This is a genomic window from Rhodococcus sp. MTM3W5.2 (assembly GCF_001984015.1).
Classification (GTDB): Bacteria; Actinomycetota; Actinomycetes; order Mycobacteriales; family Mycobacteriaceae; genus Rhodococcus_G; species Rhodococcus_G oryzae.
Window position 1 is genome coordinate 452,858 of record NZ_CP019572.1, and the last position, 23,570, is coordinate 476,427.

At 68.7% G+C, this 23,570-nt stretch carries 18 protein-coding genes and 2 pseudogenes; 9 read left to right on the forward strand and 11 right to left on the reverse strand.

The window, feature by feature from the left end; genetic code table 11:
* The first annotated feature begins 349 nt into the window (after window positions 1–349).
* Window positions 350–952, forward strand: coding sequence for a glycoside hydrolase family 19 protein (locus BTZ20_RS02135; protein ID WP_223263573.1), 603 nt, complete (start codon window positions 350–352; stop codon window positions 950–952).
* A 972-nt stretch (window positions 953–1,924) separates the two neighbouring features.
* Window positions 1,925–3,642, forward strand: a pseudogene (locus BTZ20_RS02140) (VanW family protein).
* Between the two features lie 20 nt (window positions 3,643–3,662).
* Here BTZ20_RS02140 and BTZ20_RS02145 read toward each other — a convergent pair.
* The 4 genes and pseudogenes from BTZ20_RS02145 to BTZ20_RS02160 form a co-directional block, all read right to left on the reverse strand.
* The gene (locus BTZ20_RS02145; protein ID WP_223263574.1) at window positions 3,663–4,895 is read right to left on the reverse strand and encodes an oxygenase MpaB family protein; all 1,233 of its coding nucleotides are present in this window, start codon (window positions 4,893–4,895) and stop codon (window positions 3,663–3,665) included.
* A 216-nt stretch (window positions 4,896–5,111) separates the two neighbouring features.
* Window positions 5,112–6,946, reverse strand: a pseudogene (locus tag BTZ20_RS02150) (acyl-CoA dehydrogenase).
* A 97-nt stretch (window positions 6,947–7,043) separates the two neighbouring features.
* Entirely contained in the window at window positions 7,044–7,652 is a 609-nt protein-coding gene (locus BTZ20_RS02155; protein ID WP_077043413.1) for a class I SAM-dependent methyltransferase, read from the reverse strand.
* A gap of 35 nt (window positions 7,653–7,687) precedes the next feature.
* Window positions 7,688–8,782: a DUF4185 domain-containing protein gene (locus BTZ20_RS02160; RefSeq protein ID WP_411269134.1), complete on the reverse strand. Its 1,095-nt coding sequence runs from the start codon at window positions 8,780–8,782 to the stop codon at window positions 7,688–7,690.
* Between the two features lie 130 nt (window positions 8,783–8,912).
* On the opposite strand from BTZ20_RS02160, the gene BTZ20_RS02165 reads away from it, so the two are divergent.
* Both BTZ20_RS02165 and BTZ20_RS02170 read left to right on the forward strand, forming a co-directional pair.
* On the forward strand, window positions 8,913–9,926 hold the full coding sequence (locus BTZ20_RS02165) for an isopenicillin N synthase family dioxygenase (RefSeq protein ID WP_411269135.1): 1,014 nt from the start codon (window positions 8,913–8,915) through the stop codon (window positions 9,924–9,926).
* A gap of 153 nt (window positions 9,927–10,079) precedes the next feature.
* A complete protein-coding gene (locus BTZ20_RS02170) occupies window positions 10,080–11,105 on the forward strand; it encodes a beta-ketoacyl-ACP synthase III (protein ID WP_077040211.1) in 1,026 nt (341 codons plus the stop codon).
* 85 nt (window positions 11,106–11,190) lie between these two features.
* Here the strand turns inward: BTZ20_RS02170 and BTZ20_RS02175 are convergent, their stop codons facing one another.
* The 6 genes from BTZ20_RS02175 to BTZ20_RS27550 all read right to left on the reverse strand — a co-directional run bounded on the left by BTZ20_RS02175 (window position 11,191) and on the right by BTZ20_RS27550 (window position 17,538).
* Window positions 11,191–12,216: an alcohol dehydrogenase catalytic domain-containing protein gene (locus BTZ20_RS02175; protein ID WP_077040212.1), complete on the reverse strand. Its 1,026-nt coding sequence runs from the start codon at window positions 12,214–12,216 to the stop codon at window positions 11,191–11,193.
* A 137-nt stretch (window positions 12,217–12,353) separates the two neighbouring features.
* On the reverse strand, window positions 12,354–14,081 hold the full coding sequence (locus BTZ20_RS02180) for an Ig-like domain-containing protein (RefSeq protein ID WP_077040213.1): 1,728 nt from the start codon (window positions 14,079–14,081) through the stop codon (window positions 12,354–12,356).
* Window positions 14,082–14,116: 35 nt separating this feature from the next.
* Complete coding sequence (locus BTZ20_RS02185) at window positions 14,117–15,850, reverse strand: Ig-like domain-containing protein (RefSeq protein ID WP_077040214.1); 1,734 nt, start codon at window positions 15,848–15,850, stop codon at window positions 14,117–14,119.
* A 159-nt stretch (window positions 15,851–16,009) separates the two neighbouring features.
* Window positions 16,010–16,525: a hypothetical protein gene (locus BTZ20_RS02190; protein ID WP_223263576.1), complete on the reverse strand. Its 516-nt coding sequence runs from the start codon at window positions 16,523–16,525 to the stop codon at window positions 16,010–16,012.
* A 345-nt stretch (window positions 16,526–16,870) separates the two neighbouring features.
* Window positions 16,871–17,074 (reverse strand): cold-shock protein, encoded by a 204-nt coding sequence (locus BTZ20_RS02195; protein ID WP_027502787.1) that lies wholly within the window; start codon window positions 17,072–17,074, stop codon window positions 16,871–16,873.
* A gap of 122 nt (window positions 17,075–17,196) precedes the next feature.
* Entirely contained in the window at window positions 17,197–17,538 is a 342-nt protein-coding gene (locus tag BTZ20_RS27550; RefSeq protein ID WP_077040215.1) for a hypothetical protein, read from the reverse strand.
* A 240-nt stretch (window positions 17,539–17,778) separates the two neighbouring features.
* Here BTZ20_RS27550 and BTZ20_RS02205 point away from each other — a divergent pair, with 240 nt between their 5' ends.
* The 5 genes from BTZ20_RS02205 (at window position 17,779) to BTZ20_RS02220 (ending at window position 22,628) form a co-directional block, all read left to right on the forward strand.
* Window positions 17,779–19,866, forward strand: coding sequence for a DNA/RNA non-specific endonuclease (locus tag BTZ20_RS02205; protein WP_077040216.1), 2,088 nt, complete (start codon window positions 17,779–17,781; stop codon window positions 19,864–19,866).
* A 30-nt stretch (window positions 19,867–19,896) separates the two neighbouring features.
* Window positions 19,897–20,748 carry a M43 family zinc metalloprotease gene (locus BTZ20_RS02210; RefSeq protein ID WP_223263577.1) on the forward strand — a complete coding sequence of 284 codons (852 nt, stop codon included), beginning with the start codon at window positions 19,897–19,899 and terminating at the stop codon, window positions 20,746–20,748.
* Window positions 20,709–21,131 (forward strand): hypothetical protein, encoded by a 423-nt coding sequence (locus BTZ20_RS27555; RefSeq protein ID WP_223263578.1) that lies wholly within the window; start codon window positions 20,709–20,711, stop codon window positions 21,129–21,131. The genes BTZ20_RS02210 and BTZ20_RS27555 overlap by 40 nt, the downstream gene beginning before the upstream one ends.
* A gap of 76 nt (window positions 21,132–21,207) precedes the next feature.
* Window positions 21,208–21,459, forward strand: coding sequence for a hypothetical protein (locus tag BTZ20_RS02215; protein WP_077040217.1), 252 nt, complete (start codon window positions 21,208–21,210; stop codon window positions 21,457–21,459).
* Window positions 21,456–22,628 (forward strand): M28 family metallopeptidase, encoded by a 1,173-nt coding sequence (locus BTZ20_RS02220; protein ID WP_077040218.1) that lies wholly within the window; start codon window positions 21,456–21,458, stop codon window positions 22,626–22,628. The genes BTZ20_RS02215 and BTZ20_RS02220 overlap by 4 nt, the downstream gene beginning before the upstream one ends.
* Before the next feature lie 351 nt (window positions 22,629–22,979).
* On the opposite strand, the gene BTZ20_RS28810 is transcribed toward BTZ20_RS02220, so the two are convergent.
* The gene (locus BTZ20_RS28810; protein ID WP_262982537.1) at window positions 22,980–23,114 is read right to left on the reverse strand and encodes a hypothetical protein; all 135 of its coding nucleotides are present in this window, start codon (window positions 23,112–23,114) and stop codon (window positions 22,980–22,982) included.
* Window positions 23,115–23,570 lie beyond the last annotated feature (456 nt).

Genomic DNA, 23,570 nt, shown 5'->3' on the forward strand with positions numbered 1-23,570 from the left:
GCACTATTTGTGACCCTCGTCGCAATTGGTTGAAATCTGGGTCGCCTGCGACGTTATCTGGTTGTGACCTAATTGCTGCTTGACGGTGACTTGACAGGGATGGCGACATCCTCGTTCAGGCGCCCGCGGCACCGTTCGGAGGCCGAGACATCATTCGGTCGAATCTTGGAGCCCGACCCTTGAATGTTTCACGCTCGCGCCATTTCGGTGTCGCCCTCGCCGCCGCCACCCTGATCGCCACCGGCGCCGCAGTCATCGGGCCCGGTGGTTCCGCCGCCGCCACCCCTGTACCTGTGGGGTTCTACGGCCCCCTCGACGCCTCCGCGCCCCCTCGGGCCGAGGCTCCCCCGTGGCGGAACCGGCACCCGCCGAGCCGGCCGCCGCGGCCGAGCCCGCGCCGCAGCCGCCTGCCCCGGCGCCTGCCGCGGTCACCCCCGACGAGCTGGCACGCATCGTGCCCGGCATGCCCGCGGAGAAGATTGCGGAGTATGTCGCTCCCCTGAACGCGGCGATGGAGCGCGGCGGAATCGACAACCCCGTCCGCCAGGCGGCGTTCATCGCGCAGCTCGCCGTCGAATCCGACTCGTTCCGGACGTTCGAGGAGTACGCATCCGGCCGTGCCTACGAGGGCCGGGCCGACCTCGGGAACACCCAGGCGGGCGACGGTGAGCGCTACAAGGGGCGCGGCGCCATCCAGATCACCGGCCGTCACAACTACGAGAGTCTGAGCCAGTTCACGGGCATCGACTTCGTCGCGCACCCCGAGCTCGTCGAGGCGCCGGAGAACGCGTTCACCACCGCGGTCTGGTACTGGCAGTCGAGGGACCTCAACCAGGTCGCCGATTCCGCGGGAATCGTCCGGGTGTCCGAGCTCGTCAACGGTGGTCACCACGCCCTCGAGCGGCGGGTGGCGGACTTCCAGCGTGGTCTGGACGTGCTGATCCGCCCGTAGTTCCGGTGGCCGTGCGGTTTCGTCGGCAAAGATGCTCGCGGAGAAGGGATCCGGCCGTGGCCCGATCTTCTTCTGTGTGGCGGTTGGCACAGTCTCGAGCGTGTTTGCGCAGGTGACGTGGCTCCATCCCGAATTTTGGGACGGCCGAGAGGGATTCTGGTCTCGGTGTGTAACGGGATCTCGACATCGGTCGATACCCGTGTAGTCCCGCGTTGCAGCCTGACCCCCGACCCGGTTGCAATGCGGGACTACCCATATCCGCGTGCTGGCGTCCGCCTGACTGGACGCCCGACCAACATTTTTCGCCAAAGTTCCCGAGGGCTGAATCATTCGTGATGGCGCCGCCTCGCTGTCCGGCGGTGACCACGGATCGAATCCGTCGGTTCCCTTCTCTGGCGACGCGACGAATCTGCAGCCCCATGAGCGTCGCGTTACGCTGGACCTCGGAAAACAGGCGGTTGGCCCAGCGGCAATTCGGTAGGAGGGGCCAGGGTGACGGACGGTAACGGCGGGAGCGGGAGGCATGCGAACGGGCATGTCGCACCCCCGACCGAGGATGGCGGGAAGGTGCCCGGCCATGCCGTCGGCGACGCCGACGGCGCCAAGACGGTTCGCATCGTCCTCGACTCGGGCCAGGAAGCCGAGGCTCCGACCGCGCGGATCGAGCGTCCGGAGCAGGCCGAGGTAGACCAGGGCCGCGACGCCAGGCCAGACGAAGAGGCCAGGCCAGACGAAGCCGAGACGACGATCATCCCCGTCGTGCGTCCCGATCAGCCTGCGGATGCGCCGTCCGAGGTCTTCCAGGCGCCTGTGCAGGCCTACAGCGACGTGCCGGGGGCAGCTGCAGCGGCTGCCGGACCCTCGGATCCGATCGACCCCGACACCGTGCTCATGGCCGGGGAGGCCGCCGCGCCGCGGTCCGGTCCGCCCGCAGACCCCGGACCTCCGCCCGTCCCGCCGGTCGGCCCGCCGATGGGACCGCAGGACGGCTCCGGGTCGCCGCAGCCCGGGTCGCCGGGCCGATCCCCGCTCGCCAAGATCGCGATCGGCGCCGCGGCGCTCGCCGCGGTCGGGCTCGTCGCTTACGGGGCGGACTACGCCCTGTCCGGCGATTCGGTCCCGCGGGGCGTCACGGTGGAGGGAGTCGACGTCGGTGGGTTGCGCACCGCCGACGCGGAGGCGAAGCTGCGCGCACAGATCGGGCCGAGGGTCGACCAGCCGGTCCCGGTGCAGGCGGGCGAGGTGCAGACCGAGATCGTGCCGAGCGAGGCTGGCCTCGCCGTCGACTGGTCGGCCACGCTGGACCGGGCCGGCTCCCAGCCGTTGAACCCCGTCACGCGGCTGACGTCACTGTTCTCCGACCGTGAGATCGGCGTCGTCACCACCACTGACCCGGTGAAGCTGACCGAGGCGATCGACGGGATCCGGCTGCAGACCGACCGCGCACCGCTCGAGGGCAACGTCGTGTTCGAGGGGCGACGCCGATCGCCGTCACGCCCCGACAGGGCCAGAATCTCGACGGACAGGCCGCGGAGACCGCCTTCGCCGAGGACTGGGCGAACGGGGAGAGCGTGGACCTGCCCGTCAGCGTGGTGCCCGTCTCGGTGGGGCAGGACGGCGTGGATCGGGCGATGAGCGAGGTCGCGGTCCCGGCCGTGGCGACGGATCTCGTGGTGACCGGCCGGGACAACAAGTCCGCGGTGCTGCGTCGGGACCAGGTCGGCGGCGTTCTCACCTTTGCGCCCGACGGGAACGGTGGACTCACCCCGCAGTACAACGTCGACGCGGCGATCGGTGTGCTCGCGCCGCAACTCGCGGGCACCGAGGTCCAGCCAAAGGATGCGACGTTCAGCCTGACCGGGGGCGCGCCGACGGTGGTGCCCGCGGTGACCGGCGACATGATCGAGTGGCGCAAGACCCTCGAGCAGTTGCCCACGCTGCTCGCGCAGCCGGGGCCGCGCACCACTGCCGCGGTCTACGAGCAGAAGCCGCCGGCACTGACCACGGCCGCTGCGGACAAGCTCGGCATCCGGCAGGTCATCGGAGAGTTCACCAGCGGTGGCTTCGAGTACGCCTCTGGCGTCAACATCCGTTTGGCGGCGAGCGAGATCAACGGCGCCGTGGTCAAGCCGGGGGAGACGTTCTCGCTCAACGGGTATACCGGTCCGCGTGGATCGGCGGAGGGGTACGTCGAGTCCGGGGTGATCAACAACGGCCGCCCGGCCAAGGCGGTCGGCGGTGGCATCAGCCAGCTCGCCACCACGCTCTACAACGCCGCCTACTTCGCGGGCATGGAGGACGCGGGCCACACCGAGCACAGTTACTACATCTCCCGGTACCCCGCGGCCAGGGAGGCGACCGTGTTCGAGGGTGCGATCGACCTGAAGTTCAAGAACGACTCGCCGACCGGCGTGCTGATCCAGGCCTTCGGGACCGGATCCGATGTGACGGTGCGGCTCTGGGGCACCAAGACCGTGGACGTGCAGTCCATCCCGGGGGAGCGGTACGCGCCAACCGACCCGAACACCGTGACCCTGCCCAAGGGGCCGGGCTGCATCGCGTCCAGCGGCGCGAAGGGCTTCACCACCAGTGACACCAGGGTGATCACCGATCACGCCACCGGGCAGGAGATCTCGCGCGACACCCGGACGGTCAAGTACGACCCGGTGCCCATCGTCAAATGTGAGTAGCGGCCGCGGGGAGCGGCGGCTCAGCCGGCATGGGTGATCTGCCCGATCGGGGGCCGCTCGCCGCCGAGCAGGCGGCGGTGGGCGTCGTCCAGCTGTCGTTCTGCGCGGGCATCGACCCAGCGCTGCCCGCCGGGCAGTCGGGCGATGACGCGATGCTTGACGGTGTTCGCGGCGGCCCGCCACACCGGGTACCACGGCGGGCGCATCGGCACCCGGAGCGCACGCACTCCCGAGGGGCCGAGCAGCGTGGTGGCCAGGCTCAGCCCGCGCTCGTAGTCGTAGGTGCGGCGGATCCGCTGGAAGTTCTTGTGGTGGATCAGCTTCGGCGAATCGATCAGCGACTTGGCCAGGGCGAGGCTGTTCGCGTCTGCCGCCGGTGACGCGGTCCCGATGTGGTAGATCATCCGGCGGCCGCCTGCCTCGGTGAACGGCAGCCAGTGCTCGTCCACGCCCATCAGCCAGCCGACATAACACCACAGGTGCATCGCGGCGTCGGCGTCCGCCTTGGTGTAGCGCAGGCCGAGGACCCGGGTGTGGATCAGGAAGGTGGTCGAGAACAGTCCGAGGGTGCCCGCCTGGTCGAACTGGTTGATCGGCAGCCCGCGCACGTCGCTGCGCCAGGCGGGGTCGTGCTCGTGCTGGTAGTTGAGGAACGCGTGCATCGCCCGCACGTGCACCGTGAGTTTCCAGCCCTCGCCGAAGCGCTCGAGTCCGTCCGGCGCGGTGACCGCGCGCCACCACACGCTGGTCTCGGAGACCCGGCGCAGCGTCTGCTCGCCGGTGAGTTTGCCCGATGCCATCAGCAGCGGCAGCGGCCCGGAATTGTTGTAGCCGCCCAGAAGTGAGCCGTAGCCGAGGACCAGGGAGGCATCAAGGCCCACTCGGCGCAGCACCCGTGCGCCACGCGCCAACTTCGCCTCGTCCACCCAGTCGGGGGTCCGGGCCAGCGTCCCGAAGAACTCCCGCAGCGGGTCCGGCGGATCGGGGATCGAGTCGATGCCGTGTTCGAGGGCCTGACGGAACATCGGCATGGACACGATGTGGTCCTCGCGGATGGCCCGGACCAGGGCGTCGGCCGGTTCGTCGCGTTCCATCAGCGCCCGGCCGAGCCGGTCGCGTTCGTCGCCGGTGGGGTCAGGCGCGGCACCGACGAGCAGGCGCAGGGGTGCCGCGACCCGGCGCGCGGCGATCGGATCCCGCATGAACCGCTGCGGCGCCCTTGCTCCGGTCGTATCCGACAGGCTCTTGGTCACGGTGTGCCCTTCGCTCGGGGGATCCGGCGCCCGCGGATCTGCGTGCGGGCCCATGGTCAACATGCAGGATGACAACACCCGTTGTCAATACCCGATCCGGGCCCCGGGCGCCCGCGGCCCATCCGGTACGGAAACGGCGATGCCGCACACCGTGTCGGTGTGCGGCATCGCCGTTGATCCGGATCGGGCCCGTTGGCCCGGTCGAGCTCGTGCCGTTTAGAACGCGGCTTCGTCGAGCTCCATGATGTCGTTGTCCGTGTTCGCGATGATGGCGCGGTTCGCGGTCAGCTCGGGCAGCACGTTCTTCGCGAAGAAGGACGCGGTGGCGACCTTGCCCTCGTAGAACGACTTGTCCTTGTCGGCGGCACCGGCGTCGAGCGCCTTGATGGCGATCTCGGCCTGCTCCAGCAGACGCCAGCCGATGAGCAGGTCGCCGACGGACATCAGGAAGCGCACGGAACCGAGGCCGACCTTGTACAGCTCGGTGGTCTGCTCCTGGGCGCCCATCAGGAAGCCGGTCAGGGTCGCGGCCATCGTCTGGACGTCCTCGAGCGCGGTGGCGAGCAGGGCGCGCTCCGACTTGAGACGGTTGTCGGCGTCCTCGCGCTCGATGAACTTCTTGACCTCGCCCGCCACGTGGGCCAGGGCGACACCACGGTCGCGAGCGATCTTGCGGAAGAAGAAGTCCTGCGCCTGGATGGCGGTGGTGCCCTCGTACAGCGAGTCGATCTTCGCGTCGCGGATGTACTGCTCGATCGGGTAGTCCTGCAGGAAGCCCGAGCCGCCGAGGGTCTGCAGGCTCTCCGTCAGGTACTGGTAGGCCCGCTCGGAGCCGACGCCCTTGACGATCGGGAGCAGCAGGTCGTTGACGCGGAACGCCAGGTCCTTGTCGGCGCCGGAGACCAGCTGGGCCAGCACCTCGTCCTGGTGCGCTGCGGTGTAGAGGTACACCGAGCGCAGGCCCTCCGCGTACGACTTCTGCATCGCCAGCGCCCGGCGGACGTCCGGGTGGTGGGTGATGGTCACGCGCGGCGCGGCCTTGTCGGTCATCTGGGTCAGGTCGGCACCCTGCACGCGCTCCTTGGCGTACGCCAGCGCGTTGAGGTAGCCGGTCGACAGGGTGGAGATGGCCTTGGTGCCGACCATCATGCGGGCGTGCTCGATGACGTCGAACATCTGGGCGATGCCGTTGTGGACCTCGCCGACCAGCCAGCCCTTGGCGGGGATGCCGTGGCCGCCGAAGGTGAGCTCACAGGTCGCGGAGGCCTTGAGGCCCATCTTGTGCTCGACACCGGTGACGAAGACGCCGTTGCGCTCGCCCAGCTCGTTCTTCTCGAAGTCGAAGTGGGTGTTCGGCACGAAGAACAGGCTCAGGCCCTTGGTGCCCGGCCCCGCGCCCTCGGGCGGGCCAGCACCAGGTGGAAGATGTTCTCGAACAGGTCGTCGGAGACCGCCGAGGTGATGAACCGCTTGACGCCCTCGATGTGCCAGCTGCCGTCGTCCTGCTTGATGGCCTTGGTGCGGCCGGCACCGACGTCAGAGCCGGCGTCCGGCTCGGTCAGCACCATGGTGGCGCCCCAGCCGCGCTCGACGCAGGTCTCGGCCCACTTCTTCTGCTCTTCGGTGCCGTTCTCGAACAGCACACCCGCGAACGACGGGCCCGCGGCGTACATGAAGGCGGCAGGCTGCGCGCCGAGCAGCATCTCGGCGATGGACCAGACCAGGGCGCGGGGAGCGGCGACGCCGCCGATCTCCTCCTGCAGGCCCATCCGGTACCACTCGCCGTCCCACATGGCCTTGAACGAGGCCTTGAACGACTCGGGCAGCGCCAGCGTGTGGGTCTCGGGATCGAAGACGGGCGGGTTGCGGTCCGCGTCGGCGAACGCCTCGCCGAGCGGGCCCTCGGCCAGCTTGGCGACCTCGCTGAGCATGGTGCGGATCGTGTCCGCGTCCAGGTCGCCCCAGGCGCCCTCGCTCAGCGGCTTCTCGAGACCGAGTACCTCGAAGAGGTTGAACTCCAGGTCACGGACGTTGCTCTTGTAATGGCCCATGTCTTTTTCTCCCGGTGAGACGGTGCGGTCATGCTGTGTCAAGTACCGCCCAAGTAGCTACTCGTCGGTAACTTAGCCGATATTACTCGGCATTCAGTTAGCTGCCAAGATAGGGGCGCCTTCCCACGACCAGCGCATCGATCGCGGTGCCGGTCTCGGTGTGCCGGTACCGCCGTTCCGCGACGGTGGGGACCACCGCGTCGCCGAGCTCGCCGACCAGCTCCGTTGGGGTGTAGAGGATCTCGATGTCCTGTGGCCCGCCCACGCCCTCGGCGATATTGGTGGCGTCGTGCCCGAGGGCCAGCAGCGTGCCGCCTGGCCGGAGTGCGGCCGCGGCCCGGCGCAGCAGTTCTGGCCGCTCTTTCGGCGAAAGATGCAGGTAAACGACGAGAACCAGGTCATACTCCTGCCGGAATTCGATCTTCGTCACATCGGAATGCAGCCACTCGAGTCGTTCGCGCACCGACCGGGGCAGTGGCGCGGCGGCCCTCGCCCCCTTCTCGAGTGCCACCGAGGAGAAGTCCACCGCGGTGACCTGCCAGCCACGAGTGGCCAGCCACAACGCATTTCGGCCCTCGCCGCAGGCGAGATCCAGTGCCCGTCCCGCGGGCAGGGAGGTCGCGAACTCCATCACCACGGCGTTGGCGGGCGCACCCCAGACCAGGTCGGTGCCCGCGTACTTATCGTCCCAGTCCTGTGCGTCCATCGCCGTGACGGTAGCCGTGCGCTGCCGGCGGGCGTTCACGGATGGAGAGTGGTGCGCATCAACAGGACGTTGTAGTTGGAGTGCACGGTGGTGAGGAAGTACAGATCGGGCCCGGTGGACCAGGGATGGATGTACGCACCGTAGGCGGTCGGCAGCTCCCTGGCCTCGAGCAGCACCTCCGGCGGGCTCCAGGGGCCGGTGGGCGACGGCGAGCGGCGCATGACCACGGAGTTGAAGTTGTCGGTGGTGAGCATCAGGTACTGGCCGAGGAACTGGTTGTACTGCACCGACAGCTCGGCGACACCGCCGAACACGATGGGCGCGGCCGCGTTCGGGTCGCCCTTCTTCCATTCGTGGCCGTTCCAGTACTCGTAGGCGCCGAGGTCGCGGATCTGCTTCTCCGGCACCCGGGCCAGGTGCACGAGTCCGCCGCGGCCCGGCGGGGTGCCGTACTGGTAGACGAAGCCGCCGTCCTTGACGAACGCGCTCATCTGGAAGTTCCGGTTACCGGCGGTGGCGGGACGGTTGGTCTCGGGGGCGACGGTCCAGTTCTCCCCGTTGTCCGTGGAGAACGCGAGCCCGGAGTAGTTGGTGTCCCACTGGCCCGGCTCGCCCCAGTTCTTGACCGACATCAGCGACATGTACTGGATGCCGTCCACCGCGACGCCTGCGGTCGGGATCCTGCTGATCTCCACGTACGGGATCTTCGGGCTGGGGATCAGTTCCTTGGCCTGGCCGAGGAAGTCGCGCGGTGAGCTGTCAAAGCTCATGCCGTCGGCGAGGTTTCGATCGGCGCTGCGGAAGAGAGTGTTGCTCCGCCACGACCAGAGGCTTCCGTTCAGGAGGTTCGGGATGCCGAGCCCGGCCGAGTCGCCGAACGCGGTGAGCACCTCGCCATTTCCGTTGTCCCACATGATGCCGAGGTCGGTGCCGAGGACGTTGGCGTCCTGGGTTCGATTGGGGCTGAGCAGGCCGGTGGCCTGGGCGATGGCCGAGGAGCGGCCGTTCAGCACGGGCAGCCCGTTGGTCCCGTTGAGCCCCGGGATGGGGTTCACAGTGTTCGGATCGGCGGCGGCCGGCCCGGCCAGCAGGAGCAGTGCCGCCGCCCCGATTGCCGAGACCTGCACCAATCGTTTCGAAGCTCCCACGATCACACCACCCCATCGACGTCCATCGTGACTTTTGGTCATGGAACACGAGTTCCCCGGGCGTGTGCGGCGACGCGCACGCCACGTAGATCCTAATCAGGGTTTGCCGGTATTGCAGGGATTCACGGGGATACCCTGGATTCATGTTGCCGGTGGTCGACTTCGGCGAACTGACCAGTGCGCGGGGCGACTGGCGTTGCGCCGGGCGACGCACGAGCTCGGCTTCTTCTACCTGACCGGTCACGGCGTGCCGAGGGTGCTGATCGACGAGGTCCTCGGGGTGGCCCACAGGTTCTTCGCGCTGCCGGTTGCGGAGAAGATGTCGATCGAGATGCTCGGCAGTCGGCATTTCCGGGGCTACACGCGGCTCGGTGGAGAGCTCACCGAGGGACGTACCGACTGGCGGGAGCAGATCGACATCGGGCCCGAGCGCGCGGCGATCCCCGGCGCGGCCGGGTACTGGAACCTGCAGGGACCGAATCGCTGGCCGAGGGCGCTGCCCGAGTTGCGGGCGACGATCATCCGCTGGGACGCCGAACTGTCGCGGCTCGGCCTGGAACTGTTGCGGGAGTGGGCGGTCTCGCTCGGGGCGAGTGCCGACGTGTTCGACCCCGCGTTCGCGACGGACCCGGCGACCCTGATCAAGGTGGTGCACTATCCGGGCCATCGAGTCGGCGATGCGGCGGAGCGGGAGAGCCACCAGGGTGTTGGCGCACACAAGGATTCGGGAGTGCTCACCCTGCTTCTTGTCGAGCCGGGGTCGAGCGGGCTGCAGGTGGAGGGTCGCGACGGCGACTGGATCGACGCCCCGCCGCTGCCGGGGGCGTTCATCGTCAACATCGGCGAGCTGCTCGAGGTCGCCACGGCGGGATACCTCAGGGCGACCAGGCATCGGGTGCTCTCGCCCCCTGGTTCGCCCGAGCGGATCTCGGTGCCCTACTTCTTCAACCCTGCACTCGACGCCGTGGTGCCGGTGCTGACGCTGCCCGCGGAGCTGGCAGGCCGGGCGCGCGGGGTGAGTGCCGACCCGGGAAACCCCATCTTCGACACCTACGGCGCGAACGCGTGGAAGAGCAGGGTGCGCGCGCACCCGGACGTGGCGGCCCGGTGGGGGTACGCCGGCTGAACCGCGCCGCCGGTACGCGATTGTGTACCGCATCACCCTTGTGGGCTGGATCACCGTCCAGTTTCTTTGGGCGCTACGGTGTCGAGCGAGGAGAGTTCGTGGGTTTCGCCCGAGCATCCCGAAGCGAAACTTTGAACAAGAGGAGATAGACCCATGGGTGCAGTGATCACGAACTCCACCGAAATCCGTAATACCGCCATGCTCGGACTCGGGGTGCACCGACCCGAGCGCGTGGTGACGAACGAAGAGATCTGCGAGTCGATCGACTCGACCGACGAGTGGATCCAGTCGCGCACGGGGATCAAGGAGCGGCGGTTCGCCAAGGCCTACCCGGAGGAGTCCGTGCTGGACATGTCCGAGTCGGCGGCCCGGTCCGCGCTCGCGGCCGCGGGAGTCGAGCCGGCCGAGCTCGACGTGGTCATCCTGGCCACGTCGACCTACCCGATGCAGACGCCGCAGGGCGCGGCGATCCTCGCCGACATGCTGGGCGCAGGCGGCCCCTCTGCCTTCGACGTCGCCGCCGGGTGCGCGGGCTTCTGCTACGCCCTCGGGGTGGCCTCGGACCTGGTCCGGGCGGGCACCGCGAACAAGGTGCTCGTGGTCGGGGTGGACCGCATGACGGACTCGACCGAGCCCACCGACCGCTCGGTGCGGGCCATCTTCGGTGACGGTGCGGGCGCTGTGGTCGTCGGCGTCTCCGACGAGGTCGGCATCAGCTCGACGGTGTGGGGATCCGACGGCGCGCAGGGCCGCTCGATCCGGCAGGAGCCGGACTGGGTCGGCTTCGCGCTGAACCCGGCGCAGAAGCGCCCCTGGATCATCATGGAGGGCACCGCCGTCTTCCGGTGGGCGGCATTCGAGATGGGCAAGATCGCCAAGACGGTTCTGGACCGCGCAGGCGTGCGGATCGACCAGATCGACGCGTTCGTGCCGCACCAGGCGAACCTGCGCATCAACGACGTGATCGTCCGGTCGATCGACCTGCCCGAGGGCGTTCCGGTCGCGGACGACATCATCGAGACCGGCAACACCTCGGCTGCGTCGATCCCGCTCGCCATGGAGAAGATGCTGCGGACCGGTCAGGTTCAGCCCGGCGCGACGGCGCTGCTGCTCGGATTCGGCGCAGGCCTGTCCTACGCCGGCCAGGTCGTCAAGATGCCGGCGCTGGCCGAGAGCTGATCGGGGCGGGGAACACCCCCGCGCCCGGCCGAGGGGGCATCCTCGCGCGACGTCGCGCGAGGATGCCCCCTTCGCGGTCCGCCGGTCAGTTGCCGGTGGTCAGGACCATGCGGAAGCGGGCCTTGCCGCTGAGCATCCGGTCGAAGGCCTGTCCCGCCTCGGCGAGGGGAGCCTCCTCGATCCAGGCCCGTACCCCGGTCTGCGCGGCGAAGCGCATGGTCGCCTCGGTGTCGAGTGCGGTTCCGGATGCGTGACCGTAGATCCTCTTGGTGCCCGTGATGAACTGCAGTCCGCTGATCCGCAGGACGTCCGGCGTCGCCCCCGCGATGATGAGTTCACCCCTGCGTCCCAGCCCGTCGACGGTGGCGGTCATGGCGTCGCCGTTGGTGACCGTGGCCAGCACGACCTTCGCGCCGCCCAGCGCCCGTAGTCCCCGGGCCACCTCCTCCGCGGTGCTGTCGATGTAGTGATCGGCACCCAGTTCGCTTGCCAATGACGCCTTTTCCGAACCACGCGCGATCCCGACGGTGACGAAGCCCATCTTGGCGGCGAACTGGACCGCCAGATGGCCCAATCCGCCGAGCCCGAGGATCGCGACCACGTCGCCGGGCCTGGCGGCGCTCCGACGGAGGGCATTGAACACGGTCACGCCTGCACACGCGAGGGGAGCGGCCTCGACCGCGGTCAGCTCGTCGGGAATCGCCGCGAGGGCGATGGCGGGGACGACGATCGAATCCGCGTATCCGCCCTGGTACGCGACGCCGGGAATCTGCAACCGCGGGCAATTGACCCCGTCGCCGTCGCGGCACGCATCGCAGAATCCGCAGCTGCCGCCGTACCAACCGACCGCCACCCGGTGGCCGACCCGCCACCCGTCGACGCCGTCGCCGACGGATTCGATCCGGCCCGCGATCTCGTGGCCGGTGGTGAGGGGAAATGTGGTTCCGGGGAACTGTCCCCCGGTGACCAGCGCGTCGGAGTGGCAGACCCCGCACGCTTCGACCACGAGGCGCACGTGACCGGGGCCGGGTTCCGCCGCGGTGATCGTGGACTGAACGAACGGCCCGCCCGGCTCGCTGACCTGCATCGCCCGGATGGTTGAGGGAGTCATGACGTGTCCTTACTCGAAGGATGTGATGGCCTCTCCAGACTGGCGCATCGGCGGGGTCACGAACAGGCCCCGCGAACGAGCAAACGGCGGGTGCGTCACCGGAAGGCGACGCACCCGCCGTGGGGTGAGCGGTTGGATCAGGAGCCGAAGATGCTGCCCGCCGAGCCGCTACCGCCGCCGGGGGTGCCCACCGCGGTCACGTTGACCACGTGAGCGTCCGAGGTGGAGCCCAGGAATCCCGCCGCGCCGCTGTAGACGGCGGTGATGCCGTGCGCGCCGACGGTGCCGAACGCGTGGGACAGCGTCGCGGTGCCGTTGGACAGCGGCACAGGGGCGCCGATCGCGGTGACGCCGTCGTAGAACTGCACGGTGCCACCCGCCTGGCTCGGTGCCACGGTGGCGGTGAGCGTCACGGCCTGGTTCTGGGTGGCCGGGGTCGGGGCGTCCAGCGTGGTGCTGGTGGTCGCCTCGTTCGGCGCCGGGACCGAGACCGTGACGGTCTTCGCGGCCGCGGTCGACGGGGCCGAGCCGGGTGCACCGCTGAACGACGCGGTGATCGAGTGGCTGCCCGCCGAGTCGAAGGTGTGCGCCAGCGTGGCCACGCCGCCCGCGACGGTCACCGGAGCGCCGATCGGGGCACCGCCGTCGAGGAACTGCACCGTGCCGCCGGTCGGTGTGGGTGCGACGGTCGCGGCCAGGCCGACCGACACCCCGGTCTTCGCGTGGGTCGGGGTGGTCAGCACCGTGGTCGTGTCGACGGTGGCGACGCCGACCTCGACCGAATGCGGCGCGGAGGTCGAGCCCGCGAACCCGGGAGCGCCGCTGTAGACCGCGGTGATGGCGTGTGCGCCCGCGGTCGCGAAGGTGTGGCTCAGCGTGGCGGTGGCGCCACTGAGGGTGACCGGCCCGCCGATGTTGTCGGCGCCGTCCTTGAACTGGACCGTGCCGCCCGCGGGGGCGGGGCTGACGGTGGCCGTGAGATCAACGGCCGCACCGGTGTTCGCGGTCGTGGGAGCGGCGACCGCGGTCGTTGTCGTCGCGTTCGGTGGGGCGGTCACATTGATCGTGGCCAGCGGGCCCGCGCCCGCGTTGAGCGGGACGCCGCTGCCGGGGTCGGTGCCGTTCTTCGGCACGCACCGGGTGGCGGACCAGTAGGACACGGAGAACACCGGGTCCTTCTCACGGACCAGCGAGGTGAAGAAGTTCTCGTCGGCCTTGTAGTTCGCGGCCGCTCCGGTGGTGCGAATCTTCGGGGTCACCACCGATCCGGCGGGACCGGCCACGGCCGTCACCTCGATGGCAGGCAGCCGGTACGAGGTGTCGCCGGAGCCCGCGGCGTTCACGACGATGCCGCCCTCGGCGCCGTCGTTGGTGGTCGGGCCGTTGCCCACGGTCTCGTTGTTTCCGGACAGGCGCAGGATCGTGCCTGCGGCGGAGGGGCTACCGTTCTCGGCCACCCGGGTGACCGTCGGCGCCGATCCGGCCAGGTTGACCCCGGTGCCGGGAACCACCGTGGCGGAGACGAACTGGGCGCCGGCGGGGATCTCGTAGTCGAACTTGATCCTGGACACGCTCGAGCGGATCCGGAGGTTCTCGCCGTTGCGCGCCAGCGTCATCGTCTCGGGCTGGAGCCGGTACGTGAAGGTCTCGCCGGTGACGACACTTGCGGGGGCCTCGACGGTCACGCCGGTGCCGATGGACTTGTGGGTGTTGTCCAGCAGGCTCTTGAATTTGCCCCAGCACGCGGCATCGAAGCCGGTGGTGGTGGGCACCGCGGTGGCCGGGGCCGCCAGTAGCAGTGCGCCCGCGGTCAATCCGGCGGCCGCGAGGGCAGCCGCGCCGCGGCGCAGGGTGGGGGATGTCAAAACAACTCCTGAGGGGGTGGGTCTAGGGAATGTGATCAGGAACCGAAGAGGCTGCCGGCCGATCCGCTGCCGCCCGGGGTTCCTGCGGCCGAGGCGGTCACCGCGAAGGTCGCGGACGTGGAGGCCACGAAGCCCGGTGCCCCGCTGTAGACGGCGGTGATGCCGTGCTCGCCAGCGGAGGTGAAGGTGTGCGCCAGGATCGCGGTCCCGTTCACGACGGTCACCGGTCCGCCGATCGGGGTGGTGCCGTCCATGAACTGGACGGTGCCGCCCGCCGGGGAGGGGGTGACCGTCGCGGAGAGGTCGATCGGCGTGTTGACGGTGGCCGTGCTCAGCGCGGTCACCTTGGTCACCGTCGCCACGTCGGTGGGAGCCGGGGCGTTGACCTCGATGGTCTGCGAGGCGGAGTTCGATCCCAGGAATCCGGCGGAACCGGAGTAGGACGCGCTGATGTTGCGGTGCCCGGTGGTGGTGAAGGTGTGCGCCAGGGTGGCCACGCCGCCCACGACCTCGACGGGTGCGCCGATCGGGGTGTTGTCGGCCTTGAACTGGACGGTGCCGCCGCTCGGGGCGGGCGCGATCGTCGCGGACAGGCCGACGGCGGAACCCGTGGTCGCGGTCGCGGGGACGGTCAGTGTGGTGGCGGTGGCGACGTCGACGGGGGCCGGGCCCTGGACATCGACGGTCGTGGCCGCGGAGGTGGAACCGGTGAAGCCGGTCGCGCCGCTGTAGACCGCGGTGATGGCATGGGCGCCCGCGGTGGCGAAGATGTGGCTGCGGGTGGCGTTGCCGCCTGTGAGGTTGACCGGTGCGCCGATGTTGGTGTCGCCATCCTTGAACTGGACGGTGCCACCGTTCGGGGCGGGCGCGACGGCCGCGGTGAGGTCGATCGCGGTGCCGGTGGTCGCGGTGGCGGGTGCGGTCAGGGTCGTGGCGGTCGCGACGGCGGCCGCGACGACGTTGACGGTGGCCAGCGGTCCGCCGCCGGCGTTGAGCGCTCCGCCGCTGCTGTCCTTGGGCACGCAGCGGGTCGGCGCCCACACGGTGCCGACGAACGGGGCGCTGGCCTTGGCCAGGGACGTGCTGTAGTTCTCATCGTTGTTGTAAGCGGCCGCGTTTCCGCCCACCCGCAGCTTCGGGGTGATGGTGCCCGCGGCTCCGGCCACGACCGTGACGTCCACGGCGGGCAGCTGGAAGACGCTGTTGCCGCCGGAGTTGTTGGTGCCGTCGAGGTTCTTCTTCAGCTTGGGCGCGGTGATGCCGCCCTCGCTGTTTCCGCTGGAGGAGGGGCCGTTGCCGATGGTCTGGTTGTTGCCGGAGAGGCGCAGGATCTGGCCTGCGGCGTCGACGGTGCCGGAGGTGTTCACGCGAAGCACGTTCGGGGCGACCCCGCCGAGGTTGGCGCCGGTGCCTGCCGCCACGACGGCATTGACGAACGTCGAGTTCGCGGGGATCTCGAAGTCGAACTTCAGCCGCGACAGTCCGGCGGTGGTGCCACCCGACTGGGAGTCCGGGTAGGAGCCGGGGCCCGGCTGGATCCGGTAGGTGAACGTGTCGCCGGGAGCGACGCTCGCGGGCGCGGTCACCGAGGCCGATGCCGCCACGACCTGGTGTTGCGGACCGGCGAGTGAGGTCGACGGCGTGGCCTGGCAGGCGGTCTGGAAGTTGACGGTGCCGGCGTGCGCGGGCCCGCCGATGAGGGCGAGCCCGGCGGTCAGGGCGAGGACGCCGACGGGCGCCACGGAGCGGCGCAGGGTTGAGCGAGGCATGGTGACCCGGTCTTTCGGAGAGGGGGGTGAGACCAAAGATCCGAGTAGAGCACAACCGGGGCCGTGTGGTTACGAGAATGAGGGAATTGATTGAACGCTTGTTTAAGTTCCCAGTTCGGGGCTATTGCCTGCTCAGGAGCCATCTGCCTTCGTGTCAGATCAGGGCGCAAACTTCCCGACGGCGTCGAGGTTGGCGAACAGCTCACCGGGGCTGACGAGGTTCGCGCCGGCAGTCTGGTTGAAGACCTGCGCGAAATACGGGGAGAAGCGGAACGGCCAGTACGTGGGGCCGATCCCGCCGCCGTGCGGCGTCATGACCGTCGGCATCATCTCACCCATGTTGTAGGTGGCGACCATCCTCTCGCCCTGGGCGACCCCGTTGATCTTCACGGTCGCGTAGGCGCCGTCCATCCGCAGCCAGATGTTCTCGGCCGCAACAGAGTTCCCGGTCTTGCTGACGAACCTCGGCCCGCCGGGGTAGTACACGCCCATGCACGCGTCGATGTGATTGGTGTGCGAGCCGATCGGCAGATAGAGACCGGTCTTCGCGGGCTTGGCCTGGAATGGCGTGATGCCCTCGACCGCGATCTCGTTGTCGTTCAGCAGTCCGACGATTCGCGGGGGAAATCGAAGTTGGCATATCCGAACGGCGTGAAGTACGGCATTCTCATGCACTCGGTCTGAGCGGTCGCCGCGGGCGCGTGAAGAGTTAGCGCTAGAACCAGGATGATCACCCCACCGACCGCTCCTACAAACGCACGCAAGATTCGCATCTCTGCTCCAATCCTCGGGTTTGTTCGCCGTGGCACCGGGCGAGAAGTAGCGCCCACCAGCGCCAAAAGCCTCACATGATAGATTACGCGCCCCGCGCCTGGCATTGAATCGCCATTTTGCTGCCAAAATCACACGGTACGGATGGGGTGGGGCGAGCACGCCGAAGGGCGCCTCCGTAAACGGAGACGCCCTTCGGAAGGTCTGACGGGTCGCGCCGTGTGGCGCGCGCCCGGAGACTAAGTCGCTTTAGACGGTGCGAACGCCGGTGGCCTGGGGGCCCTTCTGGCCCTGGCCGATCTCGAACTCCACGCGCTGGCCCTCGTCGAGGGACTTGAAGCCGCTGCCCTGGATCTCGGAGTAGTGAACGAACACGTCGGGTCCGTCACCGTCCTGCTCGATGAAGCCGAAACCCTTTTCGCCGTTGAACCACTTCACGGTGCCCTGTGCCACGTTATTACTCCTGTTACTGCGAGCCGGATCCTCAGGTCGAGAACCCTGGTCTCAGGGTAAGGATGCCACCTCGATGCCGCTGCGTCCACAGCGGGCTGTACTTTGTGGGGTTCAGGACGCTCTTAACGGGGTGCCGGACGCCTGCTTCCCACGAACTCCAGGGCCTCCCTGGCCAGCGAGAGCCACGTCAGGTCGTCGTCCACGGTGACCGTCAGCCATTCCTTCATCGGCCGCCCCTTGCCGGCCTCGAACCTGCCGCCCATTCCGCTCCCGACCAGGGACTCGACCCGGGTTCTCGGCAGCTTCACCACCAGCCGACCGCCCGTGAGCATGGCAAAGATCGAGCCGTTGACCTTGAGTGCGCCCGATCCGAAGCCCCGCCGGGTGCACTGTTCGGGCACCGTCACGCCCGCGAGGCCGGCGAACTCGTCGACCAGCGAGGTGAAGCGCTCCTCGGGGTCCACGAGTCAATTCGACCGCGTTTCGGGTGCCCGGCGCAACCCTGCCCGGCGATCGCCGATTCGAGTAGTCGGCTACTCATGTGATATCGGTCGCCCGCCGGAAGACTGGATGGTGAGCCCGCATGATCGAGGGCTGCTCCACACCCCCGCCGGTGCCGGGACGGGTTGTCCTTGGCGAGCCGGTGATGGCCGAGCCCCTGTCCCTCGAATCGGCACGGCGGGGTGTGAGCGAAAGGGATCGTGATGACCATCGTCACTCCCCGGCCCCGGGGAGAGCAGGACCGTGGCGGCGCCGCTGGATATGCGGGGACATTCGACAGGGAACGGCAACGACAGGACGAGGCCGCCGCGCGGCGCGCGCGGGAGCGGGCCCCGCAGCGGGGTGAGCACGTGAGCGTGCTCTCCGGGCCGGGCGGAGTCGCAGCGGCGGACACCCCCGAGCGCATCGCGAAGCGGCTGGATCGGCTGAGCCGTTACTACGCCGGTGAGGAGCCGTCCGCGCCGCCGACGGCGGACTCGCCGGAGACCGTGGTGGAGGAGGCGCTGAACCGGATCAGCGATGTCGCCGACGTCGACGGCAGCCCCGAGGTCGTGCTCGAAAAGATCATCAACACAGCGGATTTCGTTGGTGCCCGGTACCTCGATGCGGGCGTCGCGGCCGCGCGCGCCATCTGCCGGGTGGTCATTCGGGACGGACGCGGGATAGACCAGGGCTTCGGGACGGGGTCGCTCGTCTCACCCGCGCTGATGCTGACCAATCACCACGTGTTGCCGAACGCGGACACCGCTCGCAACAGCGTGATCGAGTTCAACTTCCAGGACGGCGTCGACGGCAAGGAACTGCCGAGGCAGACCTTCCCGCTCGACCCGGGAGCCTTCTTCGTCGCGGACCGGGAGCGGGACTTCGCCCTCGTCGCGGTTCGCGGCAGGCCCGAGTTGCTCGCACCGTTCGGCTTCAACCGGTTGATCGAGTCGGAGGGCAAGGCGATCATCGGTGACTTCGTCACGATCGTCCAGCATCCCCGCGGCGCCAAGAAGCAGATCGCCCTGCGCGAGAACCGGATCGTCGACATCCCGGAGCGGTTCCTGCACTACTCGGCGGACACCGAACCGGGGTCGTCGGGATCTCCGGTCTTCAACGACCAATGGGAGATCGTCGCCTTGCATCACGCGAGCGTGCGGGCGCCCGCGCACACCGAGTTCGGTGGGGTCCTGAACGAGGGGGTGCGGATCAGCCGGATCCTTCAACACCTCCGCGGTCTTGGCCTGCCGCCCGCGTGGCGACGACTGGTGGACGAGCTGTTTGTCGCCGACCAGGTGGAACGGGGGACACCGGTGGTGGACCTGCCCACGCCCGACGCCAGGTGGCGGGGCCAGGAGTACCGCGAGGGCGAGGTCACCGTGCAGATTCCGCTCGAGATCACCGTGCGCGTCGGCGCATCCGTGGGCGGCCAGCCGCTGTCCGGGACGGGCGGATCGCAACAGGCAGTCGGAGCCGAACCCGAGGCGATCTCCATCGACCCGGACTACCGGAACCGCGGCGGCTATGACGCGGGGTTCCTTGGTGTGCCGGTGCCGCTGCCGGAGCACGGCGGCGCGTTGGAGGCGGTCGCATCCGCGGAGCTGCGCTACCACCATTTCAGCGTCGTCATGCACCGGACCAGGGCGCTCGCGTTGTTCACCGCGGTGAACATCGACGGCAAGCAGTCGCAGGACCTGCGCCGCGAGAGCGACCGCTGGATCCTGGACCCCCGGTTGCCCGCGAACCAACAGACCGGTGAGGCGGTCTACCGGGACAATCCACTCGACCGCGGGCACCTGGTGCGCCGCCTCGACCCGGCTTGGGGTCCGGCCGCGAAGGCCGCGAACGACGACACCTTTCATTTCACCAATTGCACTCCGCAACACCACGATTTCAACGCGGGAAGCACGCTGTGGCTTGGGCTGGAGGATCACATCCTGAACAACGCCGACAATGCGGACCTCGCGGTCAGCGTCGTCGCGGGCCCGGTGCTGGCGGCCGACGACCCCCGGTACCGCGGGGTGTCGCTGCCACGGCAGTTCTGGAAGACCGTGGCCATGGTCAAGCAGGACGGTGAGCTGTCCGTCACCGGGTACCTGCTCAGCCAGGCGGCACTGCTCGACGAGTTCGCGGAGGGGGAGGAGTCGTTCTCCTTCGGCGCATATCGCACCTACCAGGTCCCGGTCCGGCGGATCGCCGCGTTGACCGGGCTCGGCATGGGGACCTACGTCGCCGCCGATCCGCTCGAGCGCATCGAGGCAAGCGGCCTGGCCCGGGAACTCGTCCGTCCACAGGACCTCATTCTCTGAAGTTTCACGGCTGCAAAGGAGTTCATCGCCATGACCAGCAACGACCCAAGTGTCGCGCTGCCGACTCGTCGTAAGTGCGGAGCGATGGAGGTGCACCGTAGGTTGCTGACCGAGTCGGAGGCCTACCGGATCGCGCGCTCGGAGATCGAGAATCAGACGATCGAGTTGGAATCGACCGGCGCGGCGGCGGCCCGCGGCCTCGCCCGTATCCCGGTCGTCGTGCACGTGGTGGCGCACACCCCGGAGCAGAACATCTCCGATGCGCAGATCGCGAGCCAGATCGAAGTGCTCAACCGGGATTTCCGCGCCGCCAACGACGACCTGTCGACGGTGCCCGGCGTCTTCGAGGAACTGGTCGGTGACGCGCAGCTCGAGTTCTTCCTCGCCACCGCGGATCCGCTGGGGCGGCCGTCGAGCGGCATCACCCGGACGTCGACGAACGTCGCCGCGTTCGACCAGGGCGACGGCGTCAAGTTCGTCGAGAGCGGCGGGGCCACCGCGTGGCCCGCCGAGAGGTACCTGAACATCTGGGTCTGCCAGCTCGCCGACGGGCTGCTCGGCTACGCGCAGTTCCCCGGCGGACCGGTCGCGACCGACGGTGTCGTCATCACGCACACCGGCTTCGGGACCGTGGGCACAGCTGCCGCCCCGTTCAACCTCGGTCGGACCACCACCCACGAGATCGGTCACTACCTCAATCTCTTCCATATCTGGGGTGACGACGGCACCGGCTGTCGCGGCAGCGACGAGGTGGACGACACCCCCAACCAGGCCGGTTCCAACGGAGGCATCCCGACCTTCCCAGAGTCACCTGTAACAACGGACCCAACGGGGACCTGTTCATGGACTACATGGACTACACCAACGACGCGGGGATGGTGATGTTCACCAAGGGGCAGGTCGCCAGGATGACGGCGTGCCTGGACGGAGTCCGCAGGCAGTTGTGGACCGAGCGGCACGCGCCCGAACCCGCGGTTCCCCGTGTGGGGGCCCCGCCTGCCACCGCCGAGGCCCCGGCGGTGGCAGGCGCGGTGTCCGTCATCGGTCAGCCAACCGTGGTTTCCACGGATTCCGGACGCATGGACGTGTTCGTGACTGCTGCGGACGGCGCCGTGCACCACAAGTGGTGGGACGGCTCGGGGTGGCGCCCCTCGCAGGACGGCTGGGAATCGCTCGGCCGACCGGACGTCGCGGGACGCACCGAGTGGCACGCCGGCGACGGCGAGGTGGCGGCCGCGCCATCGGAAATGTCGGCCTCCACGTAGCGGTGGCTGGGCGCGGCGCGGGTGATCTCCGCGGACGCTGGGGCACTCCTTCGAGGAGGACCACGACGGCCTCCAGGTGTATCGGCCTGCCGGGTTCGACTTCCCGAGGGCCCGAGGTCGTGACGGGATCGAGTTCCGGCCGGACGGTTCCTACGTCGACTGGGCGATCGGCCGGGGCGACGCCAACGAGCCGCGCGCGGGCATGTGGGTAGGGGGCGCGGAGAACGAGAGCCTCGAGCTGACCTCGGCCGCAGGTGAGCGCCGGGTCGTTCGGGTGGCCCGGGTAGACCGGGGCCGCCTGGAGCTGGAAGTGGGTGATGCACCGTGACCGGGGTCGAGTTCGCGACGGTGCCCGCGGAGTCGTTCGACTTTGCGGGTGTCGCCACGTCGGCCGCTCGCGGCGCGCTGCGGTGGGCGCGGCTGGCCGACGAGGTGGTGGTGTGGTCCGAATTTGCCGATTCTGTGCGGCGATCGACGGGCGTGGAGTCCGCGTTGGGCCGTGCCGCCGGGTTGAGCCTGGTGACTCAGGTGGGCAAGTCCTTTCAGGATGCGCACCCCGATGTGCCGGTGCTGGTCGACCACGGCCGCTACCTCGTGGTCGATCGGGATGAAGTCCCGGTGCCTACGGCGGACGAGCGCATCTGCTGGCGCGTCGAGGCCCTGGCCGCAGACGCTGTCGTCGTCGACCGTCCCCGCGCGGTGGCCCGGGAATCCGATTCGAAGATCAAGGATCTGCTCGGGCTGCTGTCAAGGTCATCGTATGAGGGACATCTCGCGCGGATCACAGGTCCCCGTACCCGGCACTCGACCAGCGGCGGGTTTCTCGCTGCGGCAGATTCAGCAGCCGCGGACCTGAAGTCCTTCAACTACACCGTTTCCCAGGTGCCCGTCTCGGTCGGGGTGGGGGACAGTCGCAACATCGTCGCGGAGCTGGCCGGTTCGAACCGCGGGCTGGTCGTGGTGACGGCGCACCTCGACTCGGTCAACCACGAGGACGGAGCGTCCGCGCCTGCACCGGGTGCGGATGACAACGCGAGTGGCGCCGCGGGTGTCCTCGAGTTGGGTCGCGTGCTGGCGACCCGAACCTGGCCTCACGATCTACGCCTGATCCTGTTCGGCGGTGAGGACCAGGGGCTGTTCGGCAGCATCGAGCATGTCGCAGGGCTGTCCAGTGGCGAGCGTGAACGGATCATCGCGGTGATCATCATGGACATGGTCGGCAGTCGCAACACCAGAGACCCGGGAGTGCTGATCGAGGGCGTCCCCGTCTCGCGGACGCTCGTCGACGATCTCGTGGCGGCGGCGGCCACGTGGACCCGACTCGTGGTGTTGATGTTCTTGTCCCCCTTCGTAAGTGACACGTGCCGTTCATCGAGGCCGACTTCCCGGCGGTGCTCACCATTGATGAGAATGGCCCTGCCAACCGAGACGCGCACAGCGCGTGCGACGTCGTGTCGACGCTCGATCCGGCGCTGGCGAGGGAGATTCTGCGGATGAGACAGCCTTGCTGGGATGTGGTGTCGGTCCCAGTGCGCGGCGGAAATCGTCCGGTGGATTTATCTGCACACCCCGATGGATGTGGGCCTGTTCGTCTGCTATGGACTGCTGCGGTGGGCCACTCTCAGGCACCTGCGCGTGATTGTCTCCACGCCCTGCCTCGGACTACTTCTCGTAGTCGAATTCCTCGAGACATCATGCTTCTGGCCTTCGGACCCTGAATGGGACCGAACGCCGCAGTCACAGAACAAGTGGGTATGGGCCGCAACGGCTCTCGCCGCGCCGAAATGTGTGGTCGGCACTGCGAAGGCAGGCCCACCCTCTCTGGGCCGACAGGGGCTGCCCGAGGGATCAGGCATCGATACCCATGCCCATGTAGCTCCGGCCATCGCTGAACTGATCGGCCATCACGACCGAGGCATGATCGATGAGGTCTGTGGTGACGCCGATGCCAGTGGGCCCCTGGGCGTGGGTCGAGATCCACATCGGAGCCACTTGGTGGTGCCCATCGTGGTCACCTCGAGGATGAATTGGCTCAAACCTCAAGCTCCGTTACACGCCGGGTTTCCAGAGCCGCATGTTCCGTTGTCGGCCGTGGCCCGCGTGCACCGGCCGACGGGTTCTGTACACGGGCGGTCACCACCCCAACTGAATTTCGGGTTGGAAGGAGCCTTACCGAGATGGGCCCTCTGACGAAGCCGTCGGTGGGGGCTCCTTCGGATGGACCCAGTCCAATGACTGCCTGACGTGCCTGCACGACGCCTTTGAAGGATCTGTGGCGGACTCGACTTTCATTGCGCCGGCCCCGCTGGAGACAGAACTCGGAGCATGCTGATCGGGCGGGGAGGGCGGGGTCGCAACGATTGACGCCGATGTGACGTTGCGATGACGGCTTGCTACGAGGGTGATCTTGTCTCATCAGTCCCGCAGCATCAGGAGGCG

Bases quoted from the DNA above. Each gene is read 5' to 3' on its own strand.
- BTZ20_RS02155 (WP_077043413.1), bottom strand. From the start codon at position 7,652: ATGGACGCACAGGACTGGGACGATAAGTACGCGGGCACCGACCTGGTC.
- BTZ20_RS02185 (WP_077040214.1), bottom strand. From the start codon at position 15,850: ATGCCTCGCTCAACCCTGCGCCGCTCCGTGGCGCCCGTCGGCGTCCTC.
- BTZ20_RS28810 (WP_262982537.1), bottom strand. From the start codon at position 23,114: ATGTGGATCTCGACCCACGCCCAGGGGCCCACTGGCATCGGCGTCACC.
- BTZ20_RS02170 (WP_077040211.1), top strand. From the start codon at position 10,080: ATGGGTGCAGTGATCACGAACTCCACCGAAATCCGTAATACCGCCATG.
- BTZ20_RS02205 (WP_077040216.1), top strand. From the start codon at position 17,779: ATGACCATCGTCACTCCCCGGCCCCGGGGAGAGCAGGACCGTGGCGGC.
- BTZ20_RS27555 (WP_223263578.1), top strand. From the start codon at position 20,709: ATGGACTACATGGACTACACCAACGACGCGGGGATGGTGATGTTCACC.
- BTZ20_RS02175 (WP_077040212.1), bottom strand. From the start codon at position 12,216: ATGACTCCCTCAACCATCCGGGCGATGCAGGTCAGCGAGCCGGGCGGG.
- BTZ20_RS02210 (WP_223263577.1), top strand. From the start codon at position 19,897: ATGACCAGCAACGACCCAAGTGTCGCGCTGCCGACTCGTCGTAAGTGC.